The organism is Aurantimicrobium sp. INA4 (assembly GCF_027924525.1).
Classification (GTDB): domain Bacteria; phylum Actinomycetota; class Actinomycetes; order Actinomycetales; family Microbacteriaceae; genus Aurantimicrobium.
Genome location: NZ_AP027040.1, coordinates 1490188 through 1514991, shown reverse-complemented (window position 1 = coordinate 1514991; position 24804 = coordinate 1490188). Strand labels below are relative to the sequence as shown.

The 24804-nt window shown below is 53.3% G+C and carries 31 protein-coding genes; 22 read left to right on the top strand and 9 right to left on the bottom strand.

What is annotated here, in order from left to right:
• Positions 1 to 76 precede the first annotated feature (76 nt).
• A complete protein-coding gene (proC, locus tag AINA4_RS07490; RefSeq protein WP_281787661.1) occupies positions 77 to 889 on the top strand; it encodes a pyrroline-5-carboxylate reductase in 813 nt (270 codons plus the stop codon).
• On the opposite strand, the gene AINA4_RS07485 is transcribed toward proC, so the two are convergent.
• Both AINA4_RS07485 and AINA4_RS07480 read right to left on the bottom strand, forming a co-directional pair.
• Positions 890 to 1561 carry a TrkA family potassium uptake protein gene (locus AINA4_RS07485; RefSeq protein WP_281786790.1) on the bottom strand — a complete coding sequence of 224 codons (672 nt, stop codon included), beginning with the start codon at positions 1559 to 1561 and terminating at the stop codon, positions 890 to 892.
• Entirely contained in the window at positions 1554 to 2972 is a 1419-nt protein-coding gene (locus AINA4_RS07480) for a potassium transporter TrkG (protein ID WP_281786789.1), read from the bottom strand. The genes AINA4_RS07485 and AINA4_RS07480 overlap by 8 nt, the downstream gene beginning before the upstream one ends.
• 65 nt (positions 2973 to 3037) lie before the next feature.
• On the opposite strand from AINA4_RS07480, the gene AINA4_RS07475 reads away from it, so the two are divergent.
• From AINA4_RS07475 to AINA4_RS07460, 4 genes are all read left to right on the top strand, one after another.
• A complete protein-coding gene (locus AINA4_RS07475; RefSeq protein WP_281786788.1) occupies positions 3038 to 3511 on the top strand; it encodes a metalloregulator ArsR/SmtB family transcription factor in 474 nt (157 codons plus the stop codon).
• A gap of 81 nt (positions 3512 to 3592) precedes the next feature.
• Entirely contained in the window at positions 3593 to 3691 is a 99-nt protein-coding gene (locus AINA4_RS07470) for an AURKAIP1/COX24 domain-containing protein (protein ID WP_003792170.1), read from the top strand.
• An 86-nt stretch (positions 3692 to 3777) separates the two neighbouring features.
• Complete coding sequence (locus tag AINA4_RS07465) at positions 3778 to 4035, top strand: glutaredoxin family protein (RefSeq protein ID WP_281786787.1); 258 nt, start codon at positions 3778 to 3780, stop codon at positions 4033 to 4035.
• Positions 4032 to 4334 (top strand): Dabb family protein, encoded by a 303-nt coding sequence (locus AINA4_RS07460; RefSeq protein WP_281786786.1) that lies wholly within the window; start codon positions 4032 to 4034, stop codon positions 4332 to 4334. Before AINA4_RS07465 ends, AINA4_RS07460 begins: the two co-directional genes overlap by 4 nt.
• Before the next feature lie 58 nt (positions 4335 to 4392).
• On the opposite strand, the gene AINA4_RS07455 is transcribed toward AINA4_RS07460, so the two are convergent.
• Complete coding sequence (locus tag AINA4_RS07455; protein WP_281786785.1) at positions 4393 to 4773, bottom strand: SHOCT domain-containing protein; 381 nt, start codon at positions 4771 to 4773, stop codon at positions 4393 to 4395.
• A gap of 96 nt (positions 4774 to 4869) precedes the next feature.
• Between AINA4_RS07455 and AINA4_RS07450 the strand changes: the two genes are divergently transcribed.
• Positions 4870 to 5130 carry a glutaredoxin domain-containing protein gene (locus AINA4_RS07450; RefSeq protein WP_281786784.1) on the top strand — a complete coding sequence of 87 codons (261 nt, stop codon included), beginning with the start codon at positions 4870 to 4872 and terminating at the stop codon, positions 5128 to 5130.
• Positions 5131 to 5191: 61 nt separating this feature from the next.
• Here AINA4_RS07450 and aspS read toward each other — a convergent pair whose 3' ends face one another.
• Positions 5192 to 6502, bottom strand: coding sequence for an aspartate--tRNA(Asn) ligase (gene aspS / locus AINA4_RS07445; protein WP_281786783.1), 1311 nt, complete (start codon positions 6500 to 6502; stop codon positions 5192 to 5194).
• Positions 6503 to 6568: 66 nt separating this feature from the next.
• On the opposite strand from aspS, the gene AINA4_RS07440 reads away from it, so the two are divergent.
• Genes AINA4_RS07440 through ccsB form a run of 5 tightly spaced genes read left to right on the top strand, consistent with a single transcriptional unit; the run spans position 6569 to position 11105 of the window.
• A complete protein-coding gene (locus tag AINA4_RS07440; RefSeq protein WP_281786782.1) occupies positions 6569 to 7228 on the top strand; it encodes a histidine phosphatase family protein in 660 nt (219 codons plus the stop codon).
• Positions 7225 to 7827 (top strand): TlpA disulfide reductase family protein, encoded by a 603-nt coding sequence (locus tag AINA4_RS07435; protein WP_096383103.1) that lies wholly within the window; start codon positions 7225 to 7227, stop codon positions 7825 to 7827. The genes AINA4_RS07440 and AINA4_RS07435 overlap by 4 nt, the downstream gene beginning before the upstream one ends.
• Positions 7827 to 8582, top strand: a complete 756-nt coding sequence (locus tag AINA4_RS07430) for a cytochrome c biogenesis protein CcdA (protein ID WP_096383106.1) — start codon at positions 7827 to 7829, stop codon at positions 8580 to 8582. Before AINA4_RS07435 ends, AINA4_RS07430 begins: the two co-directional genes overlap by 1 nt.
• Complete coding sequence (locus AINA4_RS07425) at positions 8566 to 10191, top strand: cytochrome c biogenesis protein ResB (RefSeq protein WP_281786781.1); 1626 nt, start codon at positions 8566 to 8568, stop codon at positions 10189 to 10191. Before AINA4_RS07430 ends, AINA4_RS07425 begins: the two co-directional genes overlap by 17 nt.
• Positions 10188 to 11105, top strand: a complete 918-nt coding sequence (ccsB, locus tag AINA4_RS07420) for a c-type cytochrome biogenesis protein CcsB (RefSeq protein ID WP_281786780.1) — start codon at positions 10188 to 10190, stop codon at positions 11103 to 11105. The genes AINA4_RS07425 and ccsB overlap by 4 nt, the downstream gene beginning before the upstream one ends.
• On the opposite strand, the gene AINA4_RS07415 is transcribed toward ccsB, so the two are convergent.
• Positions 11100 to 12074 (bottom strand): o-succinylbenzoate synthase, encoded by a 975-nt coding sequence (locus AINA4_RS07415; RefSeq protein ID WP_281786779.1) that lies wholly within the window; start codon positions 12072 to 12074, stop codon positions 11100 to 11102. The two genes, ccsB and AINA4_RS07415, sit on opposite strands and share 6 nt — an antisense overlap.
• A 46-nt stretch (positions 12075 to 12120) precedes the next feature.
• Here AINA4_RS07415 and AINA4_RS07410 point away from each other — a divergent pair, with 46 nt between their 5' ends.
• The 3 genes from AINA4_RS07410 to AINA4_RS07400 are packed head-to-tail and all read left to right on the top strand — an operon-like array spanning position 12121 to position 15098.
• Positions 12121 to 13011, top strand: a complete 891-nt coding sequence (locus tag AINA4_RS07410; RefSeq protein ID WP_281786778.1) for a 1,4-dihydroxy-2-naphthoyl-CoA synthase — start codon at positions 12121 to 12123, stop codon at positions 13009 to 13011.
• A gap of 2 nt (positions 13012 to 13013) precedes the next feature.
• The gene (locus tag AINA4_RS07405; RefSeq protein WP_281786777.1) at positions 13014 to 14177 is read left to right on the top strand and encodes an AMP-binding protein; all 1164 of its coding nucleotides are present in this window, start codon (positions 13014 to 13016) and stop codon (positions 14175 to 14177) included.
• Positions 14178 to 14186: 9 nt separating this feature from the next.
• Positions 14187 to 15098 (top strand): 1,4-dihydroxy-2-naphthoate polyprenyltransferase, encoded by a 912-nt coding sequence (locus tag AINA4_RS07400; protein WP_281786776.1) that lies wholly within the window; start codon positions 14187 to 14189, stop codon positions 15096 to 15098.
• Here AINA4_RS07400 and AINA4_RS07395 read toward each other — a convergent pair.
• Entirely contained in the window at positions 15069 to 15359 is a 291-nt protein-coding gene (locus AINA4_RS07395) for a DUF4229 domain-containing protein (RefSeq protein WP_281786775.1), read from the bottom strand. The two genes, AINA4_RS07400 and AINA4_RS07395, sit on opposite strands and share 30 nt — an antisense overlap.
• A gap of 63 nt (positions 15360 to 15422) precedes the next feature.
• On the opposite strand from AINA4_RS07395, the gene AINA4_RS07390 reads away from it, so the two are divergent.
• Together AINA4_RS07390 and menD are read left to right on the top strand one after the other, a co-directional pair.
• The gene (locus AINA4_RS07390) at positions 15423 to 15707 is read left to right on the top strand and encodes a PLDc N-terminal domain-containing protein (protein WP_281786774.1); all 285 of its coding nucleotides are present in this window, start codon (positions 15423 to 15425) and stop codon (positions 15705 to 15707) included.
• Positions 15704 to 17398 carry a 2-succinyl-5-enolpyruvyl-6-hydroxy-3-cyclohexene-1-carboxylic-acid synthase gene (menD, locus tag AINA4_RS07385; protein ID WP_281786773.1) on the top strand — a complete coding sequence of 565 codons (1695 nt, stop codon included), beginning with the start codon at positions 15704 to 15706 and terminating at the stop codon, positions 17396 to 17398. The genes AINA4_RS07390 and menD overlap by 4 nt, the downstream gene beginning before the upstream one ends.
• Here the strand turns inward: menD and AINA4_RS07380 are convergent.
• Complete coding sequence (locus AINA4_RS07380) at positions 17395 to 18663, bottom strand: isochorismate synthase (RefSeq protein WP_281787660.1); 1269 nt, start codon at positions 18661 to 18663, stop codon at positions 17395 to 17397. The two genes, menD and AINA4_RS07380, sit on opposite strands and share 4 nt — an antisense overlap.
• A gap of 42 nt (positions 18664 to 18705) precedes the next feature.
• Here AINA4_RS07380 and ubiE point away from each other — a divergent pair, with 42 nt between their 5' ends.
• Genes ubiE through AINA4_RS07360 form a run of 4 tightly spaced genes read left to right on the top strand, consistent with a single transcriptional unit; the run spans position 18706 to position 21145 of the window.
• Positions 18706 to 19413: a bifunctional demethylmenaquinone methyltransferase/2-methoxy-6-polyprenyl-1,4-benzoquinol methylase UbiE gene (gene ubiE, locus AINA4_RS07375; protein WP_281786772.1), complete on the top strand. Its 708-nt coding sequence runs from the start codon at positions 18706 to 18708 to the stop codon at positions 19411 to 19413.
• A gap of 19 nt (positions 19414 to 19432) precedes the next feature.
• Complete coding sequence (locus AINA4_RS07370) at positions 19433 to 20485, top strand: polyprenyl synthetase family protein (protein WP_281786771.1); 1053 nt, start codon at positions 19433 to 19435, stop codon at positions 20483 to 20485.
• Between the two features lie 5 nt (positions 20486 to 20490).
• Complete coding sequence (locus tag AINA4_RS07365) at positions 20491 to 20850, top strand: sterol carrier family protein (RefSeq protein WP_281786770.1); 360 nt, start codon at positions 20491 to 20493, stop codon at positions 20848 to 20850.
• A 1-nt stretch (position 20851) separates the two neighbouring features.
• Complete coding sequence (locus AINA4_RS07360) at positions 20852 to 21145, top strand: hypothetical protein (protein ID WP_281786769.1); 294 nt, start codon at positions 20852 to 20854, stop codon at positions 21143 to 21145.
• Here AINA4_RS07360 and purF read toward each other — a convergent pair whose 3' ends face one another.
• Entirely contained in the window at positions 21146 to 22603 is a 1458-nt protein-coding gene (purF, locus tag AINA4_RS07355; protein ID WP_281786768.1) for an amidophosphoribosyltransferase, read from the bottom strand.
• A gap of 97 nt (positions 22604 to 22700) precedes the next feature.
• Between purF and purM the strand changes: the two genes are divergently transcribed.
• Positions 22701 to 23807, top strand: coding sequence for a phosphoribosylformylglycinamidine cyclo-ligase (gene purM / locus AINA4_RS07350; RefSeq protein WP_281786767.1), 1107 nt, complete (start codon positions 22701 to 22703; stop codon positions 23805 to 23807).
• Between the two features lie 8 nt (positions 23808 to 23815).
• The gene (locus tag AINA4_RS07345) at positions 23816 to 24577 is read left to right on the top strand and encodes a sulfite exporter TauE/SafE family protein (RefSeq protein WP_281786766.1); all 762 of its coding nucleotides are present in this window, start codon (positions 23816 to 23818) and stop codon (positions 24575 to 24577) included.
• Here the strand turns inward: AINA4_RS07345 and AINA4_RS07340 are convergent.
• Positions 24574 to 24768 (bottom strand): DUF3073 domain-containing protein, encoded by a 195-nt coding sequence (locus AINA4_RS07340; protein ID WP_096383145.1) that lies wholly within the window; start codon positions 24766 to 24768, stop codon positions 24574 to 24576. The two genes, AINA4_RS07345 and AINA4_RS07340, sit on opposite strands and share 4 nt — an antisense overlap.
• Positions 24769 to 24804 lie beyond the last annotated feature (36 nt).

Here is a 24804-nt window from a genome sequence, read left to right as displayed (position 1 = left end):
TCCCTCAATCGCCGTGAGTCAATCCTAGAATGAGCGGGTGAGTGAAAAAACACAGGTAACACTTCCCACCATTGCAATGTTGGGAGCCGGCTCCATGGCCAGAGCAATTCTTTCTGGCCTCCTTGCTCCGCACGTCAGTGTGGAGGGAGCTGTTCGCGTGACAAACAGAAGTGCCGAGAACGCAGCGTCATTCGATCACGAACCTCGCGTGCAAGCGTGGGCAACTGCCACTAACCCCGAAGCCAACCTCGAGGCTGTGCGCGGTGCCGCCATCGTTCTTGTCGCAGTGAAACCAGCAATGGTTCCAGATCTGCTGGACGAAATATCTCCTGCGCTCGCCGAGGGCGCAATCGTGGTTAGTGTTGCCGCCGGAGTAACGACGGCCACCATGGAAGCTCACCTGCCCGAACATGTTTCTGTTATTCGCACCATGCCCAACACACCCTCAAAGATTGGCTTGGGCGTGACCGGCATTGCTGCCGGAACGCGTTCCACCCCAGCTCAGCTTGACCTTATTTGTGACATGTTCTCCACCGTGGGTGAGGTCATCGTCCTGCCCGAGAGCATGATCGATGCCCTGGGATCAATTTCAGGTTCTGGGCCTGCATACGTGTTCTATTTCATTGAGCAGCTGACTAAGGTGGCGATTTCACACGGATTCAGTGCTGAGCAAGCTCAGAAAATGGTGCAAGGCACCTTCCGTGGCGCTGTTGAACTTCTTGCACAATCCGGTGAAGAACCCGAAGAGTTGCGCCGCCAGGTGACCAGCCCTAAGGGAAGCACTGAACGTGCCATTGCTGTATTCGATGAAGCCAACATCGAAGCAATTTTGCTCAATGGAACACAGGCTGCAATTGCTCGTTCCGAGGAAATGGCCCGCGGAGAATAGCTACTTCTCTAGGGCAGCAAACTTCTCAATGTCTTCGGGGTGACCGGAAACAATAATTTGGTCACGTGCTTCGATATACGTGTCAGCCGTGGAATACACAAACGAACCACCTGGCTTCTTCACACCCACAACCGTGATTTTGTAGTCGCGACGGAGCGCTGCTTCGGCGAGAGTCTTGTTCTGAATAGCCAGCGGGGGATACATCTTCACAATGGCAAAGTCGGTGTCCAGTTCAACGAAGTCGAGCATTTGTCCTGAGAGCAGGTGAGCAACGCGCTCACCTGCTTCTGCTTCGGGATAAATCACGTGGGTTGCCCCAATGCGTGTGAGGATCTGGCCGTGGGATTTGCTGATTGCTTTAGCCCAAATATCTGGAATGCCCAGGTCAACCAAGTTTGCCGTAATGAGCACGCTCGCCTCGATGGAAGAGCCCACGGCAACAACGACGGTCGAGAATTCCTCGGCGCCTATTTGTTTGAGGGCATCAATGTTGGTCACATCTGCTTGGACAGTGTGTGTGACACGCTCTGACCATTTCTGGACAAGTTCCATGTCTGTGTCCACGGCGAGAACTTCTCGGTCGAGGCGATCGAGTTGACCGGCAGTTGCGGCACCAAAACGGCCTAAGCCGATAACGAGTACGGCATTGTTCTTCTTTTTGTGATCAACCAACGATCGGCCTTTCCTCGGGGCGGGTAAAGAATTGTCCCACTTGTGTAGCAGCCAAAGCTGCCGCCATAGTCACTGTACCGACGCGACCCATAAACATGACAAGAGCTAAAACATAGAGACCAGGATCTGACAATTCTGCTGTCACGCCGGTGGACATACCCACGGTGGCAAATGCAGAGATGACGTCGAAGAGCACATATTCGAGTGGGGCATCCGTGAGCTCACTGATGATGAGTGTGCCGATAGCAACAGTCGTTGCGCCCCACAGACCCACGCTCACAGCTAGGCGCAGAACGTCTCCGGGAATGCGACGCTTGAAAGCTTCGATAGAGGAACGTCCGCGAGCCTCAGCAATGGCAGCAAGAATCAAGACCGCAAACGTGGTCACCTTGATACCACCTGCGGTGGAGGCCGAGCCACCACCAATAAACATGAGCATGTCAGTGAACAGCAGAGTTGAGGAATCAAGTTGTGAGATATCAACCAGATTGAAACCACCAGAACGAGACATAGTGGAGAGGAAGGCCGCCTGATAGGTAAGTTCTCCGGGCCCCATCCCGGCAAAGACTTGTGTGTTCCCTGGCTCGAGCAGGAGGAATCCCACGACGCCGCCAAACCAGAGGATTGCCCAGGTCGTAAGGGTGAGCTTGACATGCAGCGACCATCTGCGGGGGTGCTTGAGGTTACGACTGAGTGCATAGATCACGGGGAAGCCGACACTTCCAAGGAAAACCCCAACCATGATCAAAGTGAGGAACCAATAGTCATGAGCAAAAGGAGTGAGCCCACCAACGTTGGGGGTGAAGCCAGTGTTTGTAAACGCCATGGCTGAGTAATAGAAGCTGTACCAAATACTCTCACCCAGGGAATAACCAGCAGAAAGCACGCTGGGAAGCATGAGCAGAGCAATGGTGGTTTCAATGATGATCAAGCTGAAAGCAACCGTGGCAAGCAGGCCTCCGACCTCGCCAAGTCGAATGGCTTGGCCTTCGGCTACTGGCCCAGAGTGAATACGCATGGGGTTGGTGTCGCTGGCTGCCATCAACCGCGCACGTAATCCAAGACGGCCCGAGATGATGGTTCCCAAGATGGAGGCTAATGTCAGAACACCGAGAGCACCCACCTGCGTTCCAGTGAAGATAATGGCGTTCCCTAGTGGGGACCAGTAGGTCGCCATATCAACAGTGCTCAAACCAGCCACACAAATAGTCGACATGGCGGTGAAGAACGCATCAGCAAAGTTAGTGGGCTGCCTGTTTGCACTGGCATAAGGCTGCGCAAGCAGCAGGGTAAAAACAATGATCAGCGAGGCAAAGATCAAAATCGCGAAACGAGATGGAGACCTTGAAGCAAATGCTTCAAGCCCTTCACGAATACGCACAGGAAGGGAGAGTTGCGGTGATGATGCCAACCTGTTTCCCTCTCTGATTAACTCCTCCCATGCTACGGGGTGCACGAGGACGCTAACCTAGATACATGGCTGACATTTTTGACGTTGTTGCGGACGAAACCCGTCGTGAGATTTTGCAAATCTTGCTAGAAAACCTGACCACCTCCACAGGTGAGATGAGTGTTTCCGAACTTGTTTCTCGCACCGGCCTGAGCCAGCCCACCGTCTCTAAGCAGCTCAAGGTACTTCGGGAAGCAGGAGTTGTGGGGGTTCGTGAAGATGGACAGCACCGCCTTTACCACCTGGATCCCACCCCACTCGAAGAGCTAGAAGACTGGGTGATTCCTTTCTTGAGTGTGAACTTCCCCGGTTCTTCCAGTGATGAATTTGGTGAGCGACTGTTCGCCAGCGAAGCAGTCACAGCAGCAGGAAGCTCTGTTGGTAGTGCAGCTGCGACGACGGTTTTCCAAGTAACTCAGGCTTTTGGAGATCTTCAACACAGCACCAAAGAAGCCGTCAACAAGCTCACTTCTGGCTTGCGTAAAAAGGGTCGCAAGTAATCCGCTAGACTTCCACGAGGCATTAATTGCCTTGCTCTGACCGCCACCGTTGCGGTCTAACCCGATTTTTGTGAGGTTTCCGTGGGTTCAGTCATCAAGAAGCGCCGCAAGCGTATGGCGAAGAAGAAGCACCGTAAGTTGCTTCGCAAGACTCGTCACCAGCGTCGCAACAAGAAGTAGTCCGACTACTTCTTGACAGCACAAAGGCGTCAGACCATCAGGTCTGGCGCTTTTTGCTCGCTCAGAGAGTGTCCTAGTCTGGAGTGGTGTCTACGATAACCCTCACCTTGATTGGCAAACCAGGTTGCCACCTTTGTGAAGATGCTGAAGTTGCGGTCACGGGTGTTCTAGCTGATTTTGAATCAGATCAGGTTGTTCTGGAACAAAAATCTATTGAGGACGATCAAGATCTTTTTGATTCTTATTGGGATCAAATCCCTGTGCTGTTAATTGACGGCAAAGTTCACAACTATTGGCGTATCGATCCTGAGCGCCTTCGCTTGGCCTTGAAGGAGCGCACATGAGTATTCGTCACATTGTGATGTGGAAGTTAGGAGCCGACTCTGCAGAAGATAAGTTGGCCCAAGCCGAAGAAATTCGGGTAGCACTGGAAGGTCTTAACGGTGTTGTTCCCAGCTTGCGTTCACTAACGGTCCGCCCCAATTCATTATTCGTTGGGGCAAACTACGACGTTGTGCTTGATTCAACCTTTGATGACGCAGAAGGCTTAGCGGCCTATGCGTCTCATCCCGCGCATGAAGAGGCAGCCCAAGTCATCAAGAAGTATGCCGTCGAACGTACCGCTGTTGATTACGAGTTCTAAGACACAAGACTTAACGACGTAGGGCCCGGGAGTAATCCCGGGCCCTACGTTTGTGAAATTACTTACCTGCGAGAATGTTCTTCTTCAGGGTTGCGAACTCAGCTGCGGTGATTGCACCGGAGTCCTTAAGAGCCTGAGCTTTAGCAATCTCGTCAGCGTGAGAAGTACCAGCGACCTGCTTGATGTAGTCGTCGGTTTCCTTTTTTGCAGCAGCAACAGCAGCCTGCTGACGCTGAGCCATGCCGTTACCGCGAGCGATGAGGTAAATCAGCGCAGCAATGAAAGGAGCTGCAATTAAGAAGATCACCCAGAGAGCCTTGGCACCTCCACCAATGGTGTGGTCGCGGAACAGGTCGGTGATGATCGAGAAGAAGATCATGATGTACGCGATAAGAAGGAACGCGAACAGGAATGTCCAGAGGAAGTCAGTGAACTGCATGTGTAAACCTTTCAAGTGTGCCGGCAACCACAAAAGGATTCACCAGCGTGGGAAATTTTCCCCAAGCACTGATTCTAGGGGGTTAGTCTGTTATTCATGTCTGAATCCACAGGGAAAATTACCCTTTACGGCGCAATGTGGTGTGGCGATTGCCGCCGCTCCAAATCTCTCCTCGACACCCTCAATGTTGATTACGACTACGTTGACCTCGAGGAAGTTCCTGAAGCAGCTGATGTAGCAGCCGGTCTTGCAGGACGAAAGAACATCCCCGTCATCGCTTTCCCAGATGGTGCAGTGCAGTGTGAGCCCAGCGACAGTGAACTTCACGCCAAGCTCACTGAACTTGGCGCAATCTAACAAAGGCCTGAAACACAAATGCCTCCCGCAGGGGAGGCATTTGTTCGTTAAGTCAGAGCACTTACGGAGTCAGACGGTTAGGTCCGCGGAAGAGGTAGGTGACCTCGCGCAGGTTGGGCTGGTGCAGAAGCAACATCAACACACGTGAGAGTCCCATGCCGAAACCACCGTGTGGAGGAACACCGTATCGGAAGAAGTCGAGGTAGAACTCGAGTTCCTTCGGATCCAGACCCTTCTCACGAGCTTGGGATTCGAGAATGTCGATGCGGTGTTCACGCTGAGCACCAGTGGTGATTTCGGTTCCACGCCAGATCAAGTCATAGCTGTTGGTAATGCTCTGATCTTCTGCATTACGCATGTGATAGAACGGGCGAATGCTGGTTGCGTAATCGGTCAGGAAAACAAACTCGTGACCATACTTCTCTGCAACATATGCGGCAATCTGTCGCTCACCTTCGGGGTCCATGTCGTCATCATGACGAGGAACTTCATAGCCACGCTCGGCAACAATCTTCTTGGCTTCTGCCAAAGGAATGCGAGGGAAAGGAATTGAGGGAACCACAACGTCAACGTCGAAGAGTTCCTTGATTTCCTCGCCGTGCTTTTCCTTCACTGCTGTCAATGCAGCAACAAGAAGTTCTTCCTGCATCTTCATCACGTCTTCATGGCTGTCTATCCAGCTGATTTCTGCATCAACAGAAATGAACTCGGTTGCGTGACGAGAGGTGAACGAAGGGTCAGCACGGAAAACGGGGCCGATCTCAAAAATCTTGCCAAAGCCAGCGGACTGAGCCATCTGCTTGAAGAACTGCGGTGACTGGGCCAAGTATGCCTTGCCCTCGAAGTATTCAACCTCAAACAGCTCAGCGTTAGATTCACTGGCACTAGCCATGAGCTTGGGCGTGTGAATCTCAATAAAGTCACGCTCAATCCAGTAGCAGCGCATAGCGTGCTCGAGAGTGGTCTCTACCCGGAAAATGAGGTTGTTGCGGGCCTCACGGAGGTCCAGGAAGCGCCAATCCAAACGCTTATCAATGCCACTGTCAGCAGCGATAGGAGTTTCAGGGTTAGCTGCGGTGACAACTTCGATGTCAGAGACTTTGATTTCTAGGCCACCGAGCTTCACACGCTCATCAAGTTTGAGTTCACCGGTAACACGGATGAAAGAACCGGTAGCTAAACCAGAAATAATGTCGGCAAGAGGATCAGATTCTTCGGCACGGGGGTGCACCAGCTGGGCTGCGCCGCTCTCATCCCGGAGCACAACGAACTGTACTTTCTTCTGGTCACGGACCTTATCTACCCAACCAGCCACCGTTACGGGGCCTTCGGGGATTGTTGCCAGGTTCTTAATTACGATGCGTTCAGTCACGAGACCCAAGTTTAGCCGGCCGACTCTCGGCGAATTCACCGGAAAGGCTTCCGTAGACTTAGAAGCATGGTCGCCACGCAGTTGCACCTTGTCCGACACGGCGAGGTCTACAACCCGAATAGGGTGCTGTACGGACGCCTACCTGAATACGGACTCTCAGATGCCGGTCACCAAATGGCCGCACTCGCCGCGGCCAATTTAGCAAGCCGTGGACGCACTTTTTCTCAGCTCATTGCCTCCCCTCTTCAACGCACCCAAGAGTCTGCGGCGCCGGTTTCCAAGGCACTCAACCTGCCAGTGAAACTTGATGAGCGTGTGATTGAACCGACAAACGCATTCGAGGGAAAAAGAATGCGAGGACCAGAATCTGCATTGAAAGATCCTGGTAATTGGAAATACCTCATTAATCCTTTCAAACCCAGTTGGGGCGAGCCTTACCAATCCATTGCTTCACGGATGCGTGAAGCAATGACAGACGCGGCGGTTTCAGTCCCTGACGGCGATGTCGTCATAGTCAGTCACCAATTACCTATTTGGATGGTTCACCGTGATGTCAGTGGCAAGAAACTGTTTCATGACCCCCGGTCTCGCCGTTGCACACTCTCGAGCATCACGACTCTCGAGTTGATTGACCCGCTCAAGCCTGAACTAGGTTTTGTCGAGGTTGGTTATGTTGAACCTGCCTCAGAGCTCACAGCTACAGCATTGGATGTGGGAGCTGTATGAGTTCACGATTGACGCGCACATTGGTTGTCGGCGCTACTGCACTTGCCCTGGCACTGACCGGATGTTCATCAGACCCTCTTGCTCAGCAATATCGAGAAGGTTCAAACAAGAACTACATCGCTGGAGACGGTTCTGTCACCGAGATCCTGCTGGAGAACCGTGGTGAGCCCATCACATTTACGGGCACCACTGAAACTGGTGAAACCGTTACTTCAGAGCAGTATCTCGGCAATGTTCTTGTGGTGAATTTCTGGTACGCCGGCTGTGCACCCTGCCGTGCCGAAGCAGCTGACCTTGAGCAGGTCTACCAGGAGACCTCTCCATCAGGTGTGAACTTCCTCGGAGTTAATGTCCGTGACCAAGCAGCGACAGCAATCTCTTTCAATGAGCGGTTTGGTGTGACTTACCCCAGCATCATGGATCAAAACGGGCAAGCTCAGCTTTCTTTTGCCTCCCAAGTTCCACCCAACGCAGTTCCCACCACGCTGGTTTTGGATGCTCAGGGACGTGTTGCTGCTCGAATTCTTGGGCAGCTGCAAAGCCCGTCCATTCTGACCACTTTGATTAACGACGTCGCCGCAGAAAAGAGCACGGGTTAATGGAGAACGTGGGCGAGCTGGTTTACAGCGGGCAACTTCTTGTCGCCATCCCTTTGGCAATACTTGCCGGTCTTATTTCCTTTGCTTCACCATGTGTGCTTCCACTAGTTCCGGGATATCTCGCCTACGTCAGTGGTGTGAGTGCGCCGGCAAGTGATGCACAAACTCGTCGCGCAAATATGTGGCGCATGGTGGCTGGGGTGTCACTGTTCATCGCGGGATTCTCTGCCGTATTCATTGCCTATGGTGCAGCATTTGGTGCAGTGGGTGTCTGGCTTCTTCAATGGCAGGAACTCATTACCGTCATCCTTGGCTTCGTAGTCATTGCGATGGGTTTGATATTCATCGGCCAATTTGGATTCTTTCAGCGCACAGCCAAGCTCAACATTTCTCCAGCAACAGGACTAGCCGGCGCACCGCTTCTCGGTGTCGTCTTTGGTTTGGGATGGACTCCCTGTATTGGCCCGACCCTCACCGCTATCTTGTCTTTGAGTATTGACACTGCTTCGCCGTGGCGGGGCGCATTGCTAGGTTTTGCCTACTGCGTTGGCCTGGGTATCCCCTTTATCCTGCTTGCCTTCGGATTGAGTTGGGCAACAAGTTCCGTGGCATTCTTGAAGCGTCACATTCGCGCGATCAACATCTTCGGCGGCATTTTGCTCATCGTATTGGGTGTGCTCATGGTGACAGGATTGTGGACTCAATGGATTTATCAACTGCAGGCGGTGATCAGTAACTTTGTCCCGACCATCTGATCACTACGACTCTGCGGCTGACGCCAAAATCGTTAACCCCCAACTGGGGGTTGTGGGCTGGTTGCGCTGGTTCTGGCGTCAACTCACCAGCATGCGCACTGCATTGCTGTTGCTGCTTTTGCTCGCCATCGCTGCAGTCCCAGGTTCACTCGTTCCTCAGCGCAGCTCTGATCCCAACGGTGTAAGCCAGTACTTTGTGGACCACAAAGACGTGGCACCTATCTTGGATAAGTTCCAGCTCTTCGATGTCTATTCATCTGCCTGGTTCTCCGCGATTTACTTGCTTCTCTTTATTTCTCTGATTGGCTGTGTGCTTCCTCGCACCAAACACCACTTTGAGGCATTGCGCGCACAACCCCCTGCAACCCCAGCAAATCTGGGACGTCTCCCAGCTCATGCGGAACTCACCGTTTCGGGCAAGAGCGCAGAAGAGGTGCTCGAAGTATCGAAAGCTGTGCTCAAGGCAGATCGATACCGCGTTGCACGCTATGACCGTCCTGCTGGAGGAAAAGGCAAACTCGCCAGCACCGGAGCAATCACTGTTTCAGCAGAGCGCGGATACATGCGCGAAACAGGAAACCTTGTTTTCCACTTTGCGCTCGTTGGTGTTCTCATTGCGGTTGGTTTCGGCGGTGGCTTTGGCTTTGCCGGTCAGCGCGCTATCTATGAAGGCCAAGCATTTACGAACAGCTTGATTGCCTTCGACTCGTTCAACCCAGGACGTTTCTTCAACTCCTCCTCGCTCCCTCCGTACACCATCACGTTGGATAAGTTCACAACGGTCTATGAGGAACAAAACGCGAACGCTATTGGGCAGCCGGTTGACTACACCGCTGAGGTGACTACCCAAATCAAGGGGCAAGAACCCCAGAAACAAGTCATTAAAGTTAACGAGCCTTTGCGCATTGAGGGCACTGACGTTTACCTCCTGGGTAATGGCTACGCCCCAACTGTCACTGTTCGTGACCCTGAGGGGAACGTTATTTTCACCGACTCGGTGAACTTCTTGCCACAAGATAAGAACCTCACCTCACTGGGTGTGATCAAACTCCCAGACGGCCTGAAGGAACAAGTCGGGTTGATCGGGTTCTTCTATCCCACGGTCAGCGAGGGACACAGCGGAGCATTCTTCTCGATGTATCCAGACCTCGTAGATCCTCGCCTCACCCTCGACGTCTACTCTGGTGACCTCGGTCTTGATGACGGTATTCCTCGTTCTGTTTATGCACTTGATACAGAAGACATGACCAAGCTCGCTGGACGCAAGGCTCCGCAGAAGTCCCTCGAGATGAAAATCGGTGAAACTGTCGAGTTACCTCAAGGTTTGGGCACTGTCACGTTTGACGGGGTAAAGAAGTTTGTCTCGCTCGATATTCACCGTGACCCAACACAAGGCTGGGTGCTTGTCTTCTCCATGGCCGCTCTTGCCGGCTTGTTAGTGTCATTGTTTATCCCTCGCCGCCGCATGTGGGTTTCGGTCACAGAAAATTCTGATGGTTCGGTCACAGCGGAATGCGCTGGTTTGGCACGTGGTGACGACCCAAGCTTGGAAAGTGCTGTTAAAGCCCTCAAAGACAAAATTCACCGAGCTCTAGGATTGAACTCGTGACAGACACTCTTTCGCAGTATTCCGTCCTTGCCCTCTACTCTTCGATGGCGATTTACGCCATCGCCTTTGTGTTGTTCACCCTGGATCTAGCCAAGGGTGCGAGCACAGATTCTGCTCCTGTGGGTGAAGCCAGCACCGTCGCGGTTGTGCCTGAACGCCGCAAGCTTGCTCGCATCGCAATGTCACTGACGGTTTTGGGATTCATTCTCCAATTCGCCGCAACCATGATGCGAGGATTTGCTGCCTCACGTGTTCCTTGGGCGAACATGTATGAGTTCGCCATGACAGGAACTCTGGTCATTGTTGCCGTGTTCCTCATTGTGAACCTCAAGTGGGATATGAAATTCCTCGGTGCCTTCATTACCGGTTTGGTGCTGTTGCTACTGGGGCTGGCTGCAACCCGCTACTACGTCGAAGTAGTTCCGCTTCCGCCAGCACTGCAGTCCTACTGGCTCGTTATTCACGTCTTCGTGGCGACACTGGCAACAGGATTCTTTGCCTTGGGCTTCGCTCTCTCGCTGATGCAACTCCTTCAGACCAAACGCGAGAATGCCGTCGCGGCGAACGAAAAGACCCGTTTGGGATTCCTCACCCGGTTACCTGACTCTGTTCAACTCGAGAACTACGCTTACCGTCTCATCATCATCGGCTTTGTGATGTGGACATTCACTCTCATCGCCGGGGCAATCTGGGCAGAAAAGGCGTGGGGACGATACTGGGGCTGGGACACCAAAGAAGTGTGGACCTTCATCATCTGGACCGTCTACGCCGGCTACATTCACGCCCGGTCGACACGTGGATGGCGTGGCACACGCTCCGCGTGGCTTGCCATTGTTGGTTTCGCTGCCGTGATCTTCAACTTCACAGTCGTGAACATCTTCTTCAAGGGCTTACACGCCTACTCCGGTTTATAACAGGGCGTAGCAGCGCTCTAGTCGCTCCAGCCACCACGCAGTGGTGTCTGGAGGAGCGGCCAAGCTGCTGAGCATCTCCTCGTCGACATCAACTCTCTGGACAGAGATTGATCCGGCCTGGGCAAGAAGAGGCTTCTTGGTGACGTCAGCAGCCAGCAGAGAGGCAGTTCCCAAACCACAGTCGTATTCCAACTGTGGAAGAGCAGCTGCCGCATGCAAGCCCATCGAGATACCCACAGAGGATTCCAGCGCACTTGAGAGCACCACGGGAAGAGTTACCTGCTCAGCAATCTCAAGGATGGATGAAATTCCTCCCAACGGCTGAGCTTTGAGCACCAGAATGTCCGCTGCAATAGCCTGGGCAACGGCAAGAGGATCTTCAGCTTTGCGGATACTCTCATCTGCAGCGATAGGTATGTCCAAGTAGTGGGTGCGCTCGCGTAGCTCAGCCAGTTCCTCAAGTGTGGAACACGGCTGTTCAACATATTCGAGGTCGAATTCGGCTAAAGCATGGAAAGCATGCTCCGCCTCATCAACATTCCATCCGCCATTGGCGTCCAGACGAATGCGTCCTTCAGGTCCCATGGCTGCACGAACAGCCCTCACCCGGGCAATATCGTCTGCCAAAGTCTGACCCGATTCACACACCTTGACTTTGGCTGTTCTGCAGCCATCAAAGTGCGCCAAAACTGCGGGAACATGTTCGGCAGCCACAGCCGGAATGGTTGCGTTGACCATCACTGAATCCCGAACAAGTGGCGCTGCGGGAGTCCATCCGAATTCAATCGCAGCTTTGAGCCAGTGCACGGCCTCATCATCGTTGTACTCAACAAAGGGACTAAATTCGGTCCACCCTTGGGGTCCCTTGAAGAGCATGATTTCTCGTGACCAGATGCCACGGAATTTCACAGCAAGCGGGAGAGAGAGCACATGCGCGCTGTTTCTGAGCTCGTTTAGGGTTGGTTCCACCTGCCTAGTCTCCCACTCATCGCCTGAGCTTGCGTAGGCTGGTGTTATGGCATCTGAGGTTTCTGAGATTTTTGACCCCACTGAGTGGGTTGTCGCACCCGGTTCTGAAGGGTTCACGGATATTACCTACCACCTCGACGTGATGGGGCAAGTTGCCCGTATTGCCTTTAATCGTCCCGAGGTGCGGAACGCTTTTCGTCCTCATACCGTTGATGAGTTATATCGTGCCCTTGATGATGCAAGGCAGAACAGCAAAGTGGGCGTCGTTCTCATCACAGGCAACGGGCCTAGCCCGAAAGATGGCGGCTGGGCATTTTGCTCGGGTGGGGATCAGCGTATCCGCGGAAAAGCCGGATACGAATATGCCGATGGTTCAACTGGCACTGGCCGTCTCCACATCTTGGAGGTTCAACGCCTGATCAGAACAATGCCCAAGGTTGTCATCGCAGTAGTTCCTGGATGGGCAGCTGGTGGTGGACACTCACTGCACGTGGTCTGTGATCTGACTATTGCCAGCCGTGAGCATGCGCACTTCAAGCAAACAGACGCCGACGTTGGTTCTTTTGATGCTGGATATGGCAGCGCTTACTTTGCGAGGCAGGTTGGCCAGAAGTTTGCTCGTGAGGTGTTCTTCCTTGCTGAGGAATACAGCGCGCAGCGGGCCTATGAAATGGGTGCTGTAAACAAGGTTGTTGATCATGCTGATCTCGAAACAGAAGCACTTGCGTGGGCACGCACGATTATGACGAAATCTCCCACAGCTATTCGCATGTTGAAGTTCGCCTTCAACGCGGTCGATGACGGCATCATGGGGCAACAGGTTTTTGCTGGGGAAGCTACCCGTTTGGCTTATGGAACAGATGAAGCCGTCGAAGGCAGAGATTCATTCCTGGAAAAGCGAGACCCTGACTGGTCTGCTTTTCCCTGGCACTACTAAATATGGCTGAGATTGTTCTTTGTGATGCCACTGCACCGGAACAGGTGCAAGAACATTTAGCGCGCGCTCTCGCTGGCGGCGGACCTGCCGTCTTGGTTCGGGACCCAAGAGCATCCAGACTTGTGACTGCCAACGAAGAGACAGTCTTACAAGCTCCCGATGGCACTGCACTGCTCATACAAACTTCGGGCACCTCTGGTCCACCAAAAACAGTTGCGTTGAGTGCAGCGGCACTTCACGCAAGTGCGCATGCTGCACATGAACGCCTGGGTGGACCAGGGCAATGGCTCCTCGCATTACCGTTGACCTATATAGCAGGAGTTTCGGTTCTTGTTCGTTCACTGTATTCGGGCACTGAACCTGTCTTTATGCCAGCGGGACCATTCGATGCAAAGACGTTCCTTGATGCCATTGAGCAGATGACAGGACAGCGTCGCTACACAGCTCTTGTTCCTGTTCAACTTGCTCGGGTTCTTGATGAGATTGAGGAACATCCCGACCGTGCAGAAACAGCACGGTCTCTGTCTGCCATCTTGATTGGTGGCCAGGCGCTCGAGAGCGATCTGCGCGAAAGAGCAGAACAAGCAGGTCTCAACATTGTGACCACCTATGGCTCTAGTGAAACGGCTGGTGGCTGTGTATACGACGGTGTTCCGCTTCCAGGAGTGACCATAGAGATTGATTCAGACACGGGCGAAATTCTCATTGCAGCACCACAGTTGGCAACCGAGTATGTGGGTAATCCAGAGCGAACTTCTGATGTATTCCTAAATCGGAATGAAATGAGATGGTACCGAACAGGTGATGCTGGGTCTTTTGTTGAGGGGACTCTAACGGTGCTTGGGCGACTTGACAGGGTCATTACTTCCGGGGGTTTGAAGATTGATCTGGATGCTGTCGAGGCCGTCGTTACAGGCATCAAGGGCTGTTATTCCGCGGTAGTCGTTCATATTCCTGATTCGGAATGGGGTCTCCGTCCTGCCGTGGTTATTCCAGGTGTTCCTGACACTGGAGAGATTTCTGCAACGGTTTATGACGCCATCGTGGCAAAACTTGGTCGCGTCGCAGCACCCAAAGTTGTCTGTTTTATCCCTGAAATTCCTCGGCTTAGTTCAGGCAAACCTGACATGGTTTCACTTTCCGAATATGCCTCGGCACAGAAGTAGGCTCAAGGTATGAGCACGTCTAAGAAGAAGAACCAGTCGCACAAGCCCAAACCGGCAACTGTGGGCGATTGGATTTCAGGTGCTCGTATTCGCACACTCCCTCTTGCTGTTGCCCCAGTTCTGATCGGGTCGGGCGCAGCATCTATTCTCGACAAGTTCAACGCCCCGCTAGCTTTGCTGTGTCTTGTCGTTGCTCTTGCTTTGCAGATTGGTGTCAACTACTCCAACGACTATTCGGATGGCATTCGTGGCACTGATGACTTTCGTGTGGGACCTCCTCGGCTCACAGGATCTGGAGCGGTTGCGCCCAAGCGGGTTCTTGCAGTAGCTCTCGCATTCTTTGGTATCGCCGCAGCGGCCGGCTTGGCAATTGAGATCATGACCCAGCTGTGGTGGATTACGGCAATCGGAGTGCTTGCTCTTGCAGCTGCCTGGTTCTATACCGGCGGAAGGCGGCCATATGGATATGCCGGCTTAGGCGAAGTCATGGTGTTCATCTTCTTCGGTTTGGTCGCAACGATGGGAACAACCTATGTTCAGGCAGGCCTCGTTAACGACGAAAGTATTTTTGGTGCCGTGGGAATCGGCTTCATATCTTGTGCTGTTCTGGTCGTAAACAACATCCGGGATATCCCTACGGACACTCAAGCTGGCAAGAAGACACTCGCTGTCCGCATGGGAGCTCGAGCTTCTGCAGTCTTGTTCTGCGTTCTCCTTCTTCTTCCCTTTGGAATCGTCGCCTATTTAGGTTTGTTCTATCCCGCGGTGCAGTTGACGTACTTGGCGTTGTTGGCTGCGTTGCCTGCATGTCTGATTACCCTGACATCCAAGTCGGCACAGGAATACATCCTGTCTCTCAAACTCTCGAGCTTGACGGGTTTGCTCTACGGCTTAGGCCTTGCCTTCGCCTTCTTCAGCTAGCAGGTTCTCAACCTCAGCATCTTCAGCTTCAGCGTCTTTATCTGCTTTTGCAGCTGCTCTAGCTGCCCGCTTTTCATACATTGTCGTCGAGAGGGCATTGCGACGGTTTGCAAAGAAAATGTAGGAAATGCAGAAACCGATAATCGCGGATAGCAGAGCTGCAAGCCAGGGAGTGATGCCCAACCACAAGGTGATGACGAGGGGAACGGCAAATGCAGCCAAACGAATGAGGCTGAACCAGAGCCATTGAGACTTTTTCACCTTCTCAGTCTAAATGTCACAGGCTGTGTGCGAGCTCAGAGCCTGCCTAAACTTAGATACATCATGACTCGCTTATTCATCATCGGTATCGCTATTGCTATCGCACTCACCGTCTTTTCTTTGGTGGATGTGATTTTCATTGATCGATTCCGTGTGCGCGGAGTTCCCAAAGGACTCTGGATTGTTGTCGTCATTGTGATTCCTGTTGTGGGACCTATCCTGTGGTTCACCGTTGGTCGAGGTCCTAAGGGGAAAGGCCCACGTGGAACCATTGCTCCAGACGATGACCCAGACTTCCTTCGTGGTTTGAATTTCCCACCGAAGGATCCACCCGGTGGCTCATCGTGAGCAAGGCGGCACCTTCCTCAGTTTTTGCTGCTGAGTTTCTTCCCTCTCTGATTGAGCTGGGTGTCGAACACATAGTTCTAGCTCCGGGTTCACGTTCTCAAGCACTAGCTCTTGTGGCTGCCGAACTTGAGCGCCGCGGCGATGTGAAACTTCATGTGCGCATTGATGAACGTGTAGCCGGGTTCGTAGCTTTGGGTATCGCAGTAGAAAGCTCAACTCCAGCAGTAGTGATCACTACCTCCGGTTCTGCTGTAGCAAACCTGCATCCTGCTGTTCTTGAAGCACACCATGCTGGTGTTCCCATGATTGTTGTCACCGCTGACCGGCCAGAAGAGCTGCGTGAGATTGGGAGTAACCAAACAACTCATCAACATGACATCTTTGGTCCTGCCGTTCGCTTCAGCATTGACGAGCCAGCACCAGCTCCCGGGGCTACTGTTGTTCGGCGCGCACACGAGCTTGCCGAACAGGCATGGCGGGTAGCAACAAATCCTTATGCCCCAGGCCCTGTTCACCTCAACCTTGCTTTCCGAGAGCCCCTGTCCTCGCCGATTGATTTACGTCCTGTTGGAGCTCAATCACGTGATGCTCACATAGCAACTGAGTCAGCAATCACGGTCCAGCTGGCTCGTGGCCCCCGGACCATCGTTATTGCTGGAGCTGATGCTGGCCCCCGTGCTGAAGAAGTTGCCCATGAGGGAGGATGGCCACTGATTGCTGAGGTAACCAGTGGGTCTCGATATGGCAGGAATCTTGTTCCTGCTTATCGCCAACTCTTATCGATGCCAGAACTCACCTCGCAGATTGAACGAATTATCGTTTTTGGACACCCCACGCTTAGTCGTGAAGTGCCCGCAATCATTGCTGACTCAACAACAGGGATTGAAACGATTGTTGTGAGGGGCCAAGCTCCTGAAGGGTATAACCCCGGTCTCAACGTGGCGTCATTCGTCAACCAGGTAGAGGTTGAACCTGGTGAGACAGATCAAAAATGGCTAGGTCTGTGGATTCAAACAGGCCGGGAGGTTTTTGCCGAAATTGAAACGATCAGCATTGATGCAGCGCTGGCAACCGCTCCAAATATTTCTGCGTCACGTTCAGAAAGTATTGAGGATAAGAAAGCATTCCTCAAAGCTGAAGTCGCAGCTGCAAGGGTTCCTCTCAACAGGGAACTCCTTGTGGATGCAGTCTGGCGGGCAACGTGGCCTCACGACCGTTTAGTTTTTGGCGCCTCACGTTTAATCCGTGTCGCCGACAAATTTGTCGGCGGAAAAAAGATCACTGTTCACGCTAATCGTGGACTTGCCGGTATCGATGGCAATATTGGAACGGGCATCGGCATTGCTTTAGCTGCCGAAGGCGCATTGACAAGAATTGTGGTCGGCGACCTCGCAGCACTGCATGATGCTGGTTCTTTTCTTTTTGGTGAGAACGAGATCAGACCCCGCGTTCAAGTCATCGTTGGAAACGACGGCGGGGGAACAATCTTCGATGCTCTAGAAGTGGGACAGACAGCTCCAGCTGAAAGCATGGATCGAGTTTTCCTCACTCCGCAAGTAGTCGATTTCCATGCGCTAGCTGCCGCATATGGCTGGAACTTCACAAGAGTAACTACTGTGAGTGAGTTTGAACGCGCACTAACTGCTACTGGTGAGGGTCCAGAGATTATTGAAGTGGTGCTTTCCCGCTAGCTGAATGCGTCAACTATGGGGCGGAATTTCATTTCTGTTTCGACTAATTCCTTTTCTGGAATGGAATCTGAAACTATTCCACATCCGGCATATGCCGTGATGTTTTCGCCTGAAACTTGAGCACACCTCAGTGCAATAGCCCATTCCCCATCGCCGTTTGCCCCGACCCAGCCCACGGGACCGGCATATCTGCCGCGATCAAATGGCTCTAAATCATCAATCACGGTGACGGCTACTGCGGTGGGAGTTCCGGCAACAGCTGCGGTTGGGTGCAAGGCATCCACCAGATCCAAAGATGAAGATCCTGTAGAGAGTGTGCCGGCAATATCTGTTGCCAAATGCCAGACATTAGGCAGCTTCAAGGTGAAAGGAGATTCGCTCACCGTCAGTGCCCCTGTAAAGGGAGCAAGAGCATCTAATACAGAACGAGTGGCAAAGCCATGTTCGTCGAGATCTTTATGGCTGGATGCTAAAGCGGCGGCGCTTTCAAGATCTGACTTTGCATCGCTTCCACGGCGAGCTGTTCCGGCCAGTACACGTGCTTGGACTTTATTGCCGTGCACACTCACCAAGGTTTCAGGGCTAGAACCCACTAATCCGTCCACGCTGAACGTCCAACAGTCCGGATAGCTTTCGGCTAAACGTTGCAGAGGAAAACGCAGATCTGAGTTCTCGGAGAGTGTTCCTCGGAGATCGCGAGAGAGAACAACCTTGTCAACCTCACCAGTGTTAATGCGTTCAACAGCGCGGCCAACCGATGCAAGAAAACCTGTCTCTGATTGAGCGCCCTCGATCAGAGTGAGATGGGGAGATGATCCAGTCTTTCCTGTTGTCGTTATCAGTTCCGTAAGAATGCTCTCAGCTTCCTTCGGACTAAGCGGTGATGCTGATTCAGTTGTTGGGCGAATCCGTGTCAGCCACGAAATTCCACCGCGGCGACCAACGATAAGCCGCGGAACGATGAGAACGCTGGGGACAGAAGAGGTGTAGCGGAACCCGAATGTTCCAAAAGCCATCAAGCCGGTACCCGGGAGGTTTACTTCATCAGTGACCTCAGCGGAGGAGACAATCTCTTTCCAGGCTGCGGCTGCTTCTCTAAAACGATCATTGCCGTGGAAGTGTCGTGTGATGAGAGGCTCGTGGCCAACCATGCCTTCATTGCGTCTCCACCACAGCAGAGGAGACGACGGCGCGAGGAGATCCAGCAACTCTGGAACCTGCTCTACTGGCACCGTTTCTACAACGAGGCCATCTTGTGTATTCACACTCACTCGAGACAGCCTACGCCTGCGCCGTAGACTTCTCTTGTGACTACTGCTGACCTATCGAAAAAGCCCGAGGACGTCTCTGCCATGTTTGACGACGTAGCCGCCGGCTACGACGTCACCAACAGTTTGCTCTCGGCAGGTAATGCAACCCTGTGGCGAATCTCGACGACCCGTGCTGTCAACCCACAGCCAACTGAGCGGATATTGGACCTCGCGGCTGGAACGGGCACAAGTTCCGCGGCGTTGGCCAAGTCTGGTGCGCATGTGGTGGCTGCTGATTTCTCTCCTGGAATGATCGAAGTAGGTCGCAAGAAACACGGTAAGAATCCCCTCATCGAGTTTGTCCAAGCAGACGCAACTGCACTTCCGTTTGAGGACAACAGCTTTGATGCAGTGACAATGTCTTTCGGTCTCCGGAATGTTGTTCAGCCGAAGAAAGCACTTGCTGAGCTCTACCGAGTGACCAAACCAGGTGGGCGCATTGTCATATGCGAGTTCTCTACCCCACCAGCTGCCCCCATTCGTGCGAGTTACAACTTCTACCTGCGCAAGGTCATGCCATTGGTAGCAAAAGTTTCCAGTTCCAACACCGAGGCTTATACCTACTTAGCAGACTCCATCGAGGATTGGCCTAACCAATCCACTCTGGCGAGCTGGATCCGTGAAGCAGGTTTTGAGAAAGTGGCTTATCGCAATCTCACCGCCGGAGTTGTTGCTCTTCACCGCGGAATCAAACCAGTTTCATAGTGAGGACTAGGCTGAACGGGTGAGTACGAGCGTGAGTGGTGTAGCTGGACGTCTTTCCTTGCGTCAGCGACTTTTCGCCAGTCCAGAAACAAAACAACTCGCGGATACCATCGACGCTGGTTTGGCCTCAATCGAAGAAGGCCTCAGTACAGAACTTCATTTTGCCGATGCGCTCGCCGATGTATCAGGTCGATACCTCTACGGCGCCGGAGGTAAGCGCGTTCGCCCCATGCTGACTTTGCTCACTGCACAGCTGGGCAATGGCGCAACCCCTGAAGTCATCACGGCATCCCAAGCAATCGAAATCACTCACTTGGCTTCTTTGTATCACGATGACGTTATGGATGAAGCTCCGCTTCGTCGTGGTGTTCCCAGTGCTCATGAAGTGTGGGGAAACTCGGTAGCTATCCTCACCGGAGATCTTCTCTTCTCCAGGGCCAGCACACTGATGACGCGTCTCGGTGAGAAGGCAATGCTGCTGCAGGCCGAAACCTTTGAGCGGTTGTGCCTGGGTCAGCTCCATGAAACCGTGGGCCCCCGTCCAGATGAGGACCCTGTCTCTCACTACATCCAAGTGTTGGCAGACAAGACGGGATCGCTTATTTCCGCTGCAGCCCGTTGCGGCATTGTTTACTCTGGTGCACCTCGCGAATTTGAGGAGCCCATGGTGGAGTTTGGTGAAAAAATCGGCGTCGCCTTCCAGCTCGCTGATGACGTCCTGGACCTGTCTCCCGAATCTGCAGCTACCGGTAAACAAGCTGGAACTGATTTGCGCGCAGGCGTTCCCACACTGCCCACTTTGCTGCTTGAGAAGCAGGGACTCACAGACCCCGCGGCAGCCGCACTGTTGGCTCGCATTCGCGATGATGCCGATGAAGAATCTGCCGAGGCAGATGCTGACCTCCAGCTAGCTATCGCTGAGCTGTATACGCATCCGGTTACCCAAGCCACCCGTGAAGAAGCTCGCCGTTGGGCACACGAAGCTGTTGCTGCGCTCGAGCCACTGCCTGCAGGTCCGGTGAAAACCGCACTGTCAGCTTTTGCAGAACACGTCGTTTCTCGCTCTGCCTAACCGCCATGGCTAAACCTCGAGTGGATGCGGCTGAAGGTCAACTAGCCGTTCAAGCTGTTATGGAAGGTTCGTCTGAGCGCAACGATGTTGCCACTGCAGTGAGATATCTGCTGCAACTGGTCACAGATCGCGCACCAGGCCATACAGTTGAACTTCGCGTACCGCCTTACGGAGCCATCCAGTGCGTGGAAGGGCCAGAACATACTCGGGGAACACCCCCGAATGTGGTGGAGATGGATCCCGCTACATGGATTGCCATAGCGACAGGCAAACAAGCCTGGAGAGAAGCCTATGACGAGGGGAAGATCAGTGCATCAGGTGTTCGCAGTGATGTGAGCTACCTCTTTCCACTGGCACAATGGTGACATGAGCGAAAAAGAAACAGTCACCACTGAGCAGGTCGTTGTTCGACGTTCTCCCAAGTTTTTGACATTTATGGTCGTAGGAATCATTTTCGGCATCATTGCTGCATTGATTCTGACCTTTGCGTTCCCGAATAACAGTGAGTTCACGCTTACTCAAATTTTTGGCTTCATGATGCTCATCACGGGAACCATCGGTGGAACACTTGGGCTAATCTTTGCCCTCATTGTGGATCGCTATTACTCGCGCCACGTTACGACCGTTACAGCGCAGAAGACTGAAGTCACTCCGGACTAATTAGCTCAACTGGTTGCGCTCGACCCAGTCGAGATATTCCGGAGTAATCGTTCCGGTGACGTATTCGCCTGTGAAGCAGCTCAGGTCAAGCCCGGTGAGGTTAGACCCTTCCATGATCGCTGCTTCCATGTCAGCTACTTCCTGATAGATCAGGTGGTCTGCACCAAGCTCTTGAGCAATCTCTGGAATTTTCCGGCCGTGAGCTATGAGTTCTTGGCGCGAGGGCATGTTGATGCCATAAACGTGGGGGTAGCGGACGGGGGGAGCCGCCGAGGTGAAGGTCACCTTGTTTGCTCCAGCAGCACGAGCCATCTCGACGATTTCGCGAGAGGTTGTTCCACGCACAATCGAGTCGTCCACGATGAGGACATTCTTGCCTTTGAACTCTGCGGACATTGCGTTGAGTTTCTGGCGGACAGAACGTTTGCGCTGCGCCTGGCCGGGCATGATGAAGGTGCGACCTACGTATCGGTTCTTGAAGAAACCTTCGCGATATTCCACACCCAGCGTGCGTGCAACCTGCATTGCTGAGGGGCGGGACGAGTCAGGAATCGGCATGACCACGTCAATGTCACCGAGCGGAGCATGTTGTGCAATGGTGGCAGCCAAACGATCACCCATACGCAGTCGCGTTTCGTAGACAGAGATGCCGTTCATCACTGAGTCGGGACGAGCGAGGTAGACGTATTCAAAAGAGCAGGGTCGAAGAATGGGGTTCTCCGCACACTGGTGGGTGTAGAGGGTTCCATCTTGAGTAATGAATACGGCCTCACCAGGCTCTACGTCACGCACGATTTCGTAACCGCCACTTTCGAGAACGAGTGACTCTGAGGCAACAATGTAGTCAGTCTTGCCATTGTCCATTTCTCGCTTACCCAGGATCAGTGGGCGAATACCGAAAGGATCGCGGAAGGCGAGCAAACCGTGACCGGAAATAATCGCGATAGCGGCGTAGGAACCTTCAACGCGCGTGTGCAGGTTTGCAACAGCTTGGAATAAGTTCTCTGGGCTTAAGTCGGAGCCAGAGATGGTGCTCTGCAGTTCAGTAGCCAGCACGTTGAGTAGCAGTTCAGTGTCACTGGAGGTGTTGACGTGTCGGCGGTCAATGTTGAATAAGTCTTTGGTTAGTTCACGAGTGTTGGTGAGGTTACCGTTGTGAACCAAGATGATGCCGTAGGGGGCATTCACATAAAACGGTTGTGCTTCTTCTTCGTTGGAAGCGGCACCAGCTGTGGCATATCGCACGTGACCGAGGCCCACGTTTCCGACCAGAGTGCGCATGTCACGAGTACGGAAACCCTCGCGCACCTGACCCTTGGTCTTGTGCATGTGCAGGTGTGAACCGTCTGCGGTTGCGATACCAGTCGAGTCTTGACCGCGGTGCTGCAGAAGCAACAGAGCGTCGTAGATTTGTTGGTTGACTGGCTCAGTAGAGACGATTCCGACGATGCCACACATGTGCGGTGGTAGCTCCTGAAATTTGAGGTGCGTAGAGGAGCTCTCGTGAGTTCCTAGACAAGTCTGGCACATCTTTCCTGAGGATAGACTTGAGCACGTGAGCCAGAATTCTTCCTACGCACGTGCGGGTGTTGATACCGCAGCCGGTGACCTCGCTGTCGAACTCATGAAGGCCAGCGTTAAGGCCACCCACGGCGCTGAAGTTCTTGGCGGAGTAGGCGGATTCGCCGGCCTTTTCGATGTTTCTTTTCTGAAAAGTTTTGATCGTCCACTGTTAGCAACCAGCACCGATGGCGTGGGAACAAAGGTCGCCATCGCTCAGGCGCTTGATAAGCACGACACCATCGGTCAAGACTTGGTCGGCATGGTTGTTGACGACATCATTGTCTGCGGTGCTCGTCCCTTGTTCATGACCGATTACATTGCCTGCGGCAAGGTTTACCCTGAGCGTATTGCTGCCATCGTGAAGGGCATCGCGGATGCCTGCTCGGCAACCGGCACAGCTCTGGTTGGTGGTGAAACCGCGGAGCACCCTGGTCTCCTTGGTGTAGACGACTATGACGTTGCGGGTGCTGCTGTCGGTGTTGTCGAAGCAGCTGACGCTTTGGGTGCTGAGCGTGTCGTCAACGGCGATGTTGTGATCGCCATGGAATCTTCAGGTTTGCACTCCAACGGATACTCCCTTGTGCGCCATATTTTGGCCGAAAACAAGCTGAGCTACGACAGCACCTCGGACGACTTTGGTGGTGTTGTAGGTGAGGTTCTGCTTGAGCCCACTCGTTTGTACACCGGACCACTCGTCGAAGTTCTTGGCGACCCTGCCCTGGCAGGAAGCATCCATGCTCTGAGCCATGTCACTGGCGGAGGCATTGCTGCCAACTTGGCACGGGTACTTCCTGTTGGTTCCTGGGTTGAGGTGGATCGCTCCACCTGGTCACCAGGAAATGTTTTCCGTGTTCTCACCTCGCTTTCTGGTGAAAGCCTAGAAAGCACCGAGGGAACCTGGAACTTAGGCATTGGAATGTTTGCCGTTGTTTCTTCCGGGGCAGCATCTGCTGTGACCCAGAAACTTTCAGAGCTGGGTATACCTGCATGGGTGGTCGGAATGGTTTCCACCTCCGAGCGTGACTTCACCGGATTTGAACAAGGCGCCAAGGGCGTCAATGGTGGCGCTGTTCGTCTCGTCGGTAGCTACAGCAACTAACCTTCACCATGATTCTTCCCCTCCTCATCACTGGAGCAGTGGGCGGATTTCTTTCGGGCTTCTTCGGAGTCGGCGGTGGAATCATCATGGTTCCGCTACTCATGCTCTGGGCAAAACTTGATCAACGTCGTGCTTCAGCAACGTCCCTGCTGGCAATAGTTCCCACCTCTATCGTGGGTGCCCTCACCTATGGGATTAACCAGCAGGTAGATTTTGCCGTTGCTGGGCTGGTGGCGTTGGGTGCAATCGTCGGGGCACCCTTAGGGTCAAAACTTTTACGGGTGCTGCCCATAGCTGTGATCCACTGGACCTTCGTCGCCATGATGCTCATCGAAGCCGGGCGTCTCTTGTTTGTGGCTGAACAGACAGGCGGCACATTCACGATGAGCGTGGGCAATGCCTTCGCTTTGATTGGTCTTGGACTGTTGATGGGTGTTGCTTCGGGAATGCTCGGTATCGGCGGGGGAGTTATTGCTGTTCCGGTATTTATGTCGTTCTTTGGCCTGAGCGCACTACTGGCAAAAGGAACATCCTTGCTCGCTATGGTTCCGACAGCTATCGCTGGAACAATACCTAATCTGCGCGCAGGTCTTGTCGTCCTCAAAGAGGGCTTGATTGTGGGAGCTGCAGCTGTAGCTGCGTCATTTGGTGGGGTAGCGCTCGCGTTTATTTTGCCGGAGCGACTATCCACTCAACTGTTTGGATTGTTGCTGTTGTTTGTTGCACTGCAGAGCGCATATCGCAGAATGCGTTCACAGAAAAAGAATTAGGCAGAAGCCGTAGCTTCACTTTCCTCATCTTCGTCGTCTGGGTACAAGTCAGCCCACTTGTCCACATACTCTTCGCTGTCGGAAGCGTGGCCAATCTCTTTCTCGAGTGCAGAAAGGTCAGTAGCTGGGCTGAAGTATTTCAGCTCACGCGCAACTTTAGTGTGCTTCGCTTTTTGACGGCCACGCCCCATGCGAGAACCCTTACCTTGCTCACCGGGAAAAAAATC

Coding starts and splice junctions, on each gene's coding strand:
- proC (WP_281787661.1), top strand. CDS start 77: ATGTTGGGAGCCGGCTCCATGGCCAGAGCAATTCTTTCTGGCCTCCTT.
- AINA4_RS07475 (WP_281786788.1), top strand. CDS start 3,038: ATGGCTGACATTTTTGACGTTGTTGCGGACGAAACCCGTCGTGAGATT.
- AINA4_RS07460 (WP_281786786.1), top strand. CDS start 4,032: ATGAGTATTCGTCACATTGTGATGTGGAAGTTAGGAGCCGACTCTGCA.
- AINA4_RS07455 (WP_281786785.1), bottom strand. CDS start 4,773: ATGCAGTTCACTGACTTCCTCTGGACATTCCTGTTCGCGTTCCTTCTT.
- AINA4_RS07450 (WP_281786784.1), top strand. CDS start 4,870: ATGTCTGAATCCACAGGGAAAATTACCCTTTACGGCGCAATGTGGTGT.
- AINA4_RS07440 (WP_281786782.1), top strand. CDS start 6,569: ATGGTCGCCACGCAGTTGCACCTTGTCCGACACGGCGAGGTCTACAAC.
- AINA4_RS07435 (WP_096383103.1), top strand. CDS start 7,225: ATGAGTTCACGATTGACGCGCACATTGGTTGTCGGCGCTACTGCACTT.
- AINA4_RS07430 (WP_096383106.1), top strand. CDS start 7,827: ATGGAGAACGTGGGCGAGCTGGTTTACAGCGGGCAACTTCTTGTCGCC.
- AINA4_RS07410 (WP_281786778.1), top strand. CDS start 12,121: ATGGCATCTGAGGTTTCTGAGATTTTTGACCCCACTGAGTGGGTTGTC.
- AINA4_RS07405 (WP_281786777.1), top strand. CDS start 13,014: ATGGCTGAGATTGTTCTTTGTGATGCCACTGCACCGGAACAGGTGCAA.
- AINA4_RS07400 (WP_281786776.1), top strand. CDS start 14,187: ATGAGCACGTCTAAGAAGAAGAACCAGTCGCACAAGCCCAAACCGGCA.
- AINA4_RS07390 (WP_281786774.1), top strand. CDS start 15,423: ATGACTCGCTTATTCATCATCGGTATCGCTATTGCTATCGCACTCACC.
- AINA4_RS07365 (WP_281786770.1), top strand. CDS start 20,491: ATGGCTAAACCTCGAGTGGATGCGGCTGAAGGTCAACTAGCCGTTCAA.
- AINA4_RS07360 (WP_281786769.1), top strand. CDS start 20,852: ATGAGCGAAAAAGAAACAGTCACCACTGAGCAGGTCGTTGTTCGACGT.
- purF (WP_281786768.1), bottom strand. CDS start 22,603: ATGTGTGGCATCGTCGGAATCGTCTCTACTGAGCCAGTCAACCAACAA.
- AINA4_RS07345 (WP_281786766.1), top strand. CDS start 23,816: ATGATTCTTCCCCTCCTCATCACTGGAGCAGTGGGCGGATTTCTTTCG.
- AINA4_RS07340 (WP_096383145.1), bottom strand. CDS start 24,768: ATGGGGCGTGGCCGTCAAAAAGCGAAGCACACTAAAGTTGCGCGTGAG.